This window comes from Microbacterium sp. (genome assembly GCF_003248605.1).
Lineage (GTDB): Bacteria > Actinomycetota > Actinomycetes > Actinomycetales > Microbacteriaceae > Microbacterium.
Map to the genome: position 1 here is coordinate 22275 of NZ_QFPF01000033.1, position 7319 is coordinate 29593.

The 7319-nt window shown below is 68.8% G+C and carries 6 protein-coding genes; all 6 read left to right on the forward strand.

Annotated elements, in window-relative coordinates; genetic code table 11:
* Positions 1–2 precede the first annotated feature (2 nt).
* Complete coding sequence (locus DI573_RS06585; protein ID WP_292811972.1) at positions 3–932, forward strand: ABC transporter permease; 930 nt, start codon at positions 3–5, stop codon at positions 930–932.
* Entirely contained in the window at positions 922–1869 is a 948-nt protein-coding gene (locus tag DI573_RS06590) for an ABC transporter permease (RefSeq protein ID WP_292811974.1), read from the forward strand. Before DI573_RS06585 ends, DI573_RS06590 begins: the two co-directional genes overlap by 11 nt.
* On the forward strand, positions 1866–3533 hold the full coding sequence (locus DI573_RS06595; protein ID WP_292811976.1) for an ABC transporter ATP-binding protein: 1668 nt from the start codon (positions 1866–1868) through the stop codon (positions 3531–3533). The genes DI573_RS06590 and DI573_RS06595 overlap by 4 nt, the downstream gene beginning before the upstream one ends.
* A 2-nt stretch (positions 3534–3535) precedes the next feature.
* Positions 3536–4120, forward strand: a complete 585-nt coding sequence (locus DI573_RS06600; RefSeq protein ID WP_292811978.1) for a hypothetical protein — start codon at positions 3536–3538, stop codon at positions 4118–4120.
* Between the two features lie 229 nt (positions 4121–4349).
* Positions 4350–5825, forward strand: a complete 1476-nt coding sequence (locus tag DI573_RS06605) for an ABC transporter family substrate-binding protein (RefSeq protein ID WP_292811981.1) — start codon at positions 4350–4352, stop codon at positions 5823–5825.
* A 300-nt stretch (positions 5826–6125) separates the two neighbouring features.
* Positions 6126–7319 (forward strand): GTP-binding protein (locus tag DI573_RS06610; RefSeq protein ID WP_292811983.1); only part of this gene is annotated, 1194 nt, incomplete at its 3' end.

Below are 7319 nucleotides of genomic sequence, written 5' to 3' on the forward strand. Positions count from 1 at the left end.
GGGTGGCCAGCTACATCCTCAGACGACTGCTGCAGGTGATCCCCGTGTTCTTCGGGGCCACCCTGCTGATCTACTTCATGGTGTTCGCCATGCCGGGCGATCCGATCCTCGCCCTCTTCGGCGACCGGACGCCCAACCCCGCCCTGCTCGAGCAGATCCGGGAGCAGTACCATCTGAACGACCCGTTCATCGTGCAGTACTTCTACTACATCATCGGGGTCTTCCAGGGTGACTTCGGCGTGAGCTTCTCGGGGCAGCCGGTGAGCGAGGTGCTCGCCCGCACCTTCCCCGTCACGCTGCGCCTGGCCGCGATGGCCATTGCCATCGAGCTCGTGCTCGCGATCGTCATCGGCACGATCTCGGGCATCCGCAAGGGCAAGATCTTCGACAACGCCTCGCTCGTCATCGCGCTCGTCTTCGTCGCGGTGCCGGTGTTCGTGCTCGCCTTCCTCGCCCAGTACTTCCTCGCCATCCAGCTCGGCTGGTTCCGTCCGACGGTGGGCGCCCAGAACGACTGGGGCGACCTGTGGCTGCCCGCGATCGTGCTGGGCCTGAGCCTCTACGCCACGAGCATGCGCCTGACGCGAGCCTCCGTGATCGACACGCTCAACCAGGACTGGGTGCGCACCGCCTACAGCAAGGGGCTGCCGCGCCGGCGCGTCGTGCCGGTGCATGTGCTGCGCAACTCGCTGCTGCCGGTCATCACCAACACCGCCACGAACTTCGGCGTGCTGATGGTGGGCGCCACGGTCACCGAGGGCATCTTCAACGTGCCCGGCGTCGGCAACACCCTCTATCAGGCGATCACGCGCCAGGAGGGCCCGACCGTGGTCTCCTTCGTGAGCGTCTTCGTCATCGTCTACGTGCTGGTCAACCTCGTGGTCGACCTGTTCTACGGCCTGCTCGACCCGAGGATCCGCTATGCCAAGTGATCAGCTCTCCCCGACGCACTTCGTCGCACCGGTCAAGGACGCCGAGGTCACCGTCGATGCGGTCCGCATCGACGCGAAGCCCCGAAACCTCTGGACGGACGCCTGGGCCGACATCCGCCGCCGCCCCACGTTCTGGATCACGAGCATCGTGGTCTTCATCGTGGTGCTGATGGCCTTCGCCCCGACGCTGTTCACCCAGGTGCCGCCGAACAACGACTGCTTCCTCAGCAACAGCAACGGCGGTCCCGCCCCCGGGCACCCGCTGGGCTTCACGTTCCAGGGCTGCGACATCTGGTCGCGCATCGTCTGGGGCGCGCGCACCTCGCTGCTCGTCGGCATCCTCGCCACCATCATCGGCACGGTCATCGGCGTCATCATGGGCGCGCTCGCCGGCTTCTACGGCGGGTGGCTCGACTCGGTGCTCTCGCGCGTGGGCGACATCTTCTTCGCGATCCCCTACATCCTCGCCGCGATCGTCGTCATGAGCGTGTTCTCGCAGAACCGCACCCCTCTGCTGCTCGCCTTCGCGATCGGCGGCTTCGCGTGGGCGTCCACGGCGCGGGTCATCCGCGCCGAGGTGCTGCGCGTTCGCCAGGCGGACTTCGTGACGGCATCCCGCGCCCTCGGCCTGTCCCGCTTCCGCACCCTGGTGAGCCACGTGCTGCCCAACGCCCTCGCACCCGTCATCGTGATCGCGACGATCACGCTGGGCGCGGCGATCTCGGCCGAGGCGACCCTGTCGTTCCTCGGCGTGGGACTCGGCAGCGACACCATGTCGTGGGGCCTCGACATCAGCCAGGCGCAGTCCTCGCTCCGGGTCGCCCCGATGGCACTGATCTATCCCTCGATCGCCCTGACCGTGACGGTGCTGGCGTTCATCATCCTGGGCGAGCTTCTGCGCGACGCCCTCGACCCGAAGGCGAGGGCCCGCCGATGACCGTGTTCACCGATGCACCTCTGCTGTCGATCCGGGACCTCACGGTCGACTTCGACGCCGGCAAGGTCTCGCGCGAAGTGCTGCACGGCGTGAGCATCGACATCCATCCCGGCGAGACCGTGGCGATCGTCGGCGAGTCGGGGTCGGGCAAGTCCACGACCGCGTCCGCGATCGTCAATCTGCTGCCCGGAACGGGACATGTCACGGGCGGCTCCATCACGCTCGAGGGCCGGGAGCTGACCGATCTCACTCCGTCGCAGATGGAGAGCGTGCGCGGCCGCGAGATCGGCTACGTCCCGCAGGATCCGATGTCCAACCTCAACCCGGTGTGGAGCATCGGCTTCCAGGTCAAGGAGGCGATCCGCGCCAACGGCATCGCCACCGGCCGCCAGGAGGTCGAACAGCGCGCGATCGAGGTCCTCAAACAGGCGGGGCTGGCGGACGCCGAGCGGCGCCTGCACCAGTTCCCGCACCAGTTCTCGGGCGGGATGCGCCAGCGCGCCCTGATCGGCATCGGCCTCGCCGCCGACCCGAAGCTGCTGATCGCCGACGAGCCCACCTCGGCCCTCGACGTCACGGTGCAGCGGGTCATCCTCGACCACATGGCGTCGCTGACGCGCGAGAAGGGCACCTCGGTGCTCCTCATCACGCACGACCTGGGGCTCGCGGCGGAGCGCGCCGACACGATCGTCGTGATGAACCAGGGTGAGATCGTCGAATCGGGGCCGAGCCGCGAGATCCTCGAGAACCCCCGGCATCCGTACACCCGGCGCCTCGTCTCCGCCGCGCCGAGCCTGGCGTCCCAGCGCATCCAGGCGCGCGCCGAGACCCGCGGCGCGCAGGACGGGGCGGATGCCGCATCCGCTGCCCCCGCGGTCGTCGTGACCGACCTGGTCAAGGAGTACAAAATCCGTCGCGGCGGGTTCCGCAGCGAGCCCTTCCGTGCGGTCGACGGGGTGTCGTTCCAGATCCCCCGCGGCAAGACGCTGGCGCTGGTGGGCGAGTCGGGATCGGGCAAGTCCACGATCGCGAAGATGGTGCTCAAGCTCGAGGAGCCCACCGAGGGCTCCATCGAGATCGACGGGCAGAACATCGAGAAGCTCTCGGGACGCGAGGCCTTCGCGCTGCGCCGCCGGATGCAGCCGGTGTTCCAGGACCCGTACGGCTCGCTCGATCCGATGCGCAACATCGGCGGCACGATCGCCGAGCCGCTCGATATCCATCGCGTGGGCGACCGCGCGTCGCGTCGCGCGCGCGTCGAGGAGCTGCTGGATCAGGTCTCGCTGCCGCGCGAGCTCGCCTCGCGGTACCCGAATGAGCTCTCGGGCGGTCAGCGCCAGCGTGTCGCGATCGCGCGCGCGCTGGCGCTCAAGCCCGACCTCGTGGTGCTCGATGAGGCGGTCTCGGCGCTCGACGTGCTCGTGCAGGACCAGATCCTCCAGCTGTTGGCGGAGCTGCAGTCCGAGCTCGGACTGACCTACCTGTTCATCACACACGACCTCGCCGTCGTGCGTGTGGTCGCCGACCTCGTCTGCGTCATGGAGCGGGGCAGGCTTGTGGAGCAGGGAACGGTCGACGAGATCTTCGCGAACCCGGCCGAGGGCTACACGCGTCGCCTGCTCGACGCGATCCCGGGCGCATCGATCCCGCTCGGCGGAGCCTGAGGGTGAGTGCCGGCCCCGGCGGAGGGCGCGGGATGCCGTCGGATCGCCGCGTCTTCCGCGCACCGTCGGCGATCGTCGCCCTCATCGCCTCGGCCGTCGTCGCGGTGCTGCTCCTCGGTGATGCGGCGCTGCGCGCCGGCGTCGCCGAGGCGCTGCTCCTCGCGCCCTGGGTCCTGCTGGCCCTCTGGGGCGTCTACGTCGCGGTCTACGTCTCGCACATCCGCATCGACGCCGATGGTGTCCGCGTGCACAACATGCTGCGCATCACCGACGCGGGCTGGGGCTCCGTCGACGAGATCGAGCTGCGCTGGCAGGTGATCTTCGACCTGGTCGGCGGTGGCGCGGTGAAGAGCTACGGCGGACCCGTCGCGGGCCGTCCCGCTCGGCCCGGCATGCGACCGGGGGCTGCCGAGAGGCGTCAGGCTCCGGCCGTACGCGACCTCGATCTGATTCGCGAGCAGTGGTACCAGGCGCGGGATGCCGGAGCCGCGCCCGCGGGGGTGCGCCGCTCCTGGGATGTTCCCGCGCTTGTCGCGCTCGGGGCCATCGCCGTCTGGGCAGTGAGCGCTGTGCTGATCACCCGGTGACCGTTCATCGATGGCACGATTGAAAGGCATGAGCCACCAGCACGTTCGCCGCAGTCGGATCGTCGCCATGACCGCGGCGGCGCTGATACTCACCGGGTGTACCGCGGACGTGGACCCACCGCCGCCGGACCCACCGATCCCGACCTCCCTCCGCGACGGGACCGCCTGGGATCGGGAAGAACGCCTCGGCGTGGGGGACGGCGGTGTCCTTTCGCTCGCCATCGAACGCATGCCATCGAATTTCAATCCCTTTCGACTTCTCGGCAACGAGTCCGACACCAACGACATCGTCGAGACGACCCTCGGCGGGCCGTTCACCATCGACGAATCCGGCGCCCCGGTCATCAACGAGAACTACGCCTCGTCGGCCGAAGTGACCACCGAAGACCCGCAGGTCGTCGAGATCATGCTCAACCCCGACGCTGTCTGGGAGGACGGCACGCCCGTCACCGTGGCCGACTACGCCGCGACCTGGCAGGCCAACAACGGCTCGAACGAGGCGTTCATCAACGTCTCGACCGCCGGCTGGGATCAGATCGAATCCGTCGAGCAGGGCGATGACGAGTACCACCTCGTCGTGACCTTCTCGTCGGTCTACGCCGACTGGCAGGGGCTGTTCCTCTCCGTGCTCAAGGAGAGCGTCGCGAGCGACCCCGCCGCCTTCAACGAGGGCTTCCTCACGACGGCGATGCCCTCGAACGGTCCCTTCACGATCACGAACGTCGACACGACCGGGCAGGTCATCACCGCCGAGCGCAACCCGCTCTGGTGGGGCGAGACCCCCAAGCTCGACCGCATCCTGTTCCAGGCCGTCAGCCAGGACCAGCAGGGCTCCTCGTTCGCGAACGGCGAGATCGACGCGCTGTACATCTCCTCCAACGCCGACCTGTACGAGACGGCGCAGACCGTCGAGGGCGCCGACATCCAGGCCACGAACGGCCTGACGTGGACGCACGTGACGATGAACGCCTCGGACGGACCTCTCGCCGACGTCAACGTGCGCAAGGCGGTCGCCTCGATCGTCAACCGCGAGCAGATCGCGGCCGCGGCCAACACGCCGGTGGGCGTGCCGCCGGTCACGCAGGGCGACTACATCTTCATGCCCGGTCAGGACGGGTACGTCGACGCGGGCCTGCCCTACGACACCGAGGCGGGCGCGGCGTTCCTCGAGGAGGCCGGCTACACGCAGGAGGGCGACGAGTGGGTCAAGGACGGCGAGGCCCTCGAGCTGACCGTCACGGTGCCCGCGGACACCGCGACCAACATCCAGCGCGCCGAGCAGGTGCAGGCCGACCTCGGCGAGTTCGGCATCCCCGTCGAGCTCGTCACCGTTCCGGTCGCCGGCTACTTCAGCGAGTACGTGATCCCGGGCGACTTCGAGATGGTCTCGTTCTCGTGGGTGGGCACGGCGTTCCCCATCTCGTCGACCGAGGCGCTGTTCTACCCGCTGGATTCCGAGCAGAACTTCACCGGCACCACCGATGAGACCCTCGGCGACCTGTGGGATCAGGCCAACACCGAGCTCGACCCCGAGGCGCGCATCGAGATCGCGAACGAGATCAACGAGACCATCTGGGGCTACGTCCCGATGTTCCCGATCGCTCCGCTGCCCGAGGTCTGGGCCGTCGCCGACGGACTGGTCAACTACGGTGCGACCCAGTTCGAGACGATCGACTGGACGCTCGTGGGCTGGGCCGCCGAGTAAGACCGCGGCACCGCTGCGGCGGGGCGGGATCCCTCGGGGTCCCGCCCCGCTTCGTGTTCGTGCGGGATGCTGTCGCCCCGCGACTGCGAACCACCATTTCTGCAGCGAACCACCACGCGACGGATGGTGTCTCGCTGCACGATGGTGGTCTCGCCCGGGGCGAGTGCCGCGACAGCATCCGTCGTCCTCTCAGCCGCCTGCGATAGGCTGGGGAGGTCTGGACCCATCGGCATCGGCCGTCACGCGCGATGCGCCGCGGGTCCGCCTCTCACACTTCCCTCTCACTGCAAGGACCTCTTCATGGCGCGCGCCTTCCGCTCCGACCTCCGCAACGTCGCGATCGTCGCGCACGTCGACCACGGCAAGACCACACTCGTCGACGCCATGCTGCGTCAGACCGGCTCCTTCGGCTCGCACGAGCACATGGAGGAGCGGGCGATGGACTCGAACGACCTCGAGCGTGAGAAGGGCATCACGATCCTCGCCAAGAACACGGCGATCACTTACTCGGGCGTCCACTCCGACGTGCCCGTCACCATCAACGTCATCGACACCCCGGGCCACGCCGACTTCGGCGGCGAGGTCGAGCGCGGCCTGTCGATGGTCGACGGCGTCGTGCTGCTCGTCGACGCGTCCGAGGGCCCGCTGCCGCAGACCCGCTTCGTGCTGCGCAAGGCGCTCGAGGCGAAGCTGCCCGTCATCCTGCTCGTGAACAAGACCGACCGCCCCGACGCGCGCATCGTCGAGGTCGAGGAGGAGAGCCACGACCTGCTGCTGGGTCTCGCGTCCGATCTCGTCGACGACGTTCCCGACCTCGATGTCGACGCGCTGCTCGACGTGCCGGTCGTCTACGCCTCCGGTCGCGCGGGCGCCGCCTCGCGCAACCGCCCCGACAACGGCGCGCTGCCCGACAACGACGACCTCGAGCCGCTCTTCGAGGCGATCCTGCAGCACGTGCCCGCCCCCGAGTACGACGACGAGGCGCCCCTGCAGGCGTGGGTCACCAACCTCGACTCGAGCCCCTTCCTCGGCCGCCTCGCGCTGCTACGCGTGTTCAACGGCACGCTGAAGAAGGGCCAGACCGTCGCCTGGGTGCGCGCGGACGGCTCGACCAGCAACGCCCGCATCACCGAGCTGCTGAAGACCCGCGCGCTCGAGCGCTACCCGGCCGACGACGCCGGCCCCGGCGACATCGTCGCGATCGCGGGCTTCGAGGACATCACGATCGGCGAGACGATCGCCGACCCCGACGACGTCCGGCCGCTGCCCGCCATCACGGTCGACGACCCCGCGATCTCGATGACGATCGGCACGAACACCTCGCCGCTTGTCGGCAAGGTGAAGGGTCACAAGCTCACCGCGCGCATGGTCAAGGACCGCCTCGACCGCGAACTGATCGGCAACGTCTCGCTCAAGGTCGTCGACATCGGACGCCCGGACGCCTGGGAGGTGCAGGGGCGTGGAGAGCTCGCCCTCGCCATCCTCGTCGAGAAC

Coding starts and splice junctions, on each gene's coding strand:
- DI573_RS06590 (WP_292811974.1), top strand. CDS start 922: ATGCCAAGTGATCAGCTCTCCCCGACGCACTTCGTCGCACCGGTCAAG.
- DI573_RS06595 (WP_292811976.1), top strand. CDS start 1,866: ATGACCGTGTTCACCGATGCACCTCTGCTGTCGATCCGGGACCTCACG.
- DI573_RS06605 (WP_292811981.1), top strand. CDS start 4,350: ATGCCATCGAATTTCAATCCCTTTCGACTTCTCGGCAACGAGTCCGAC.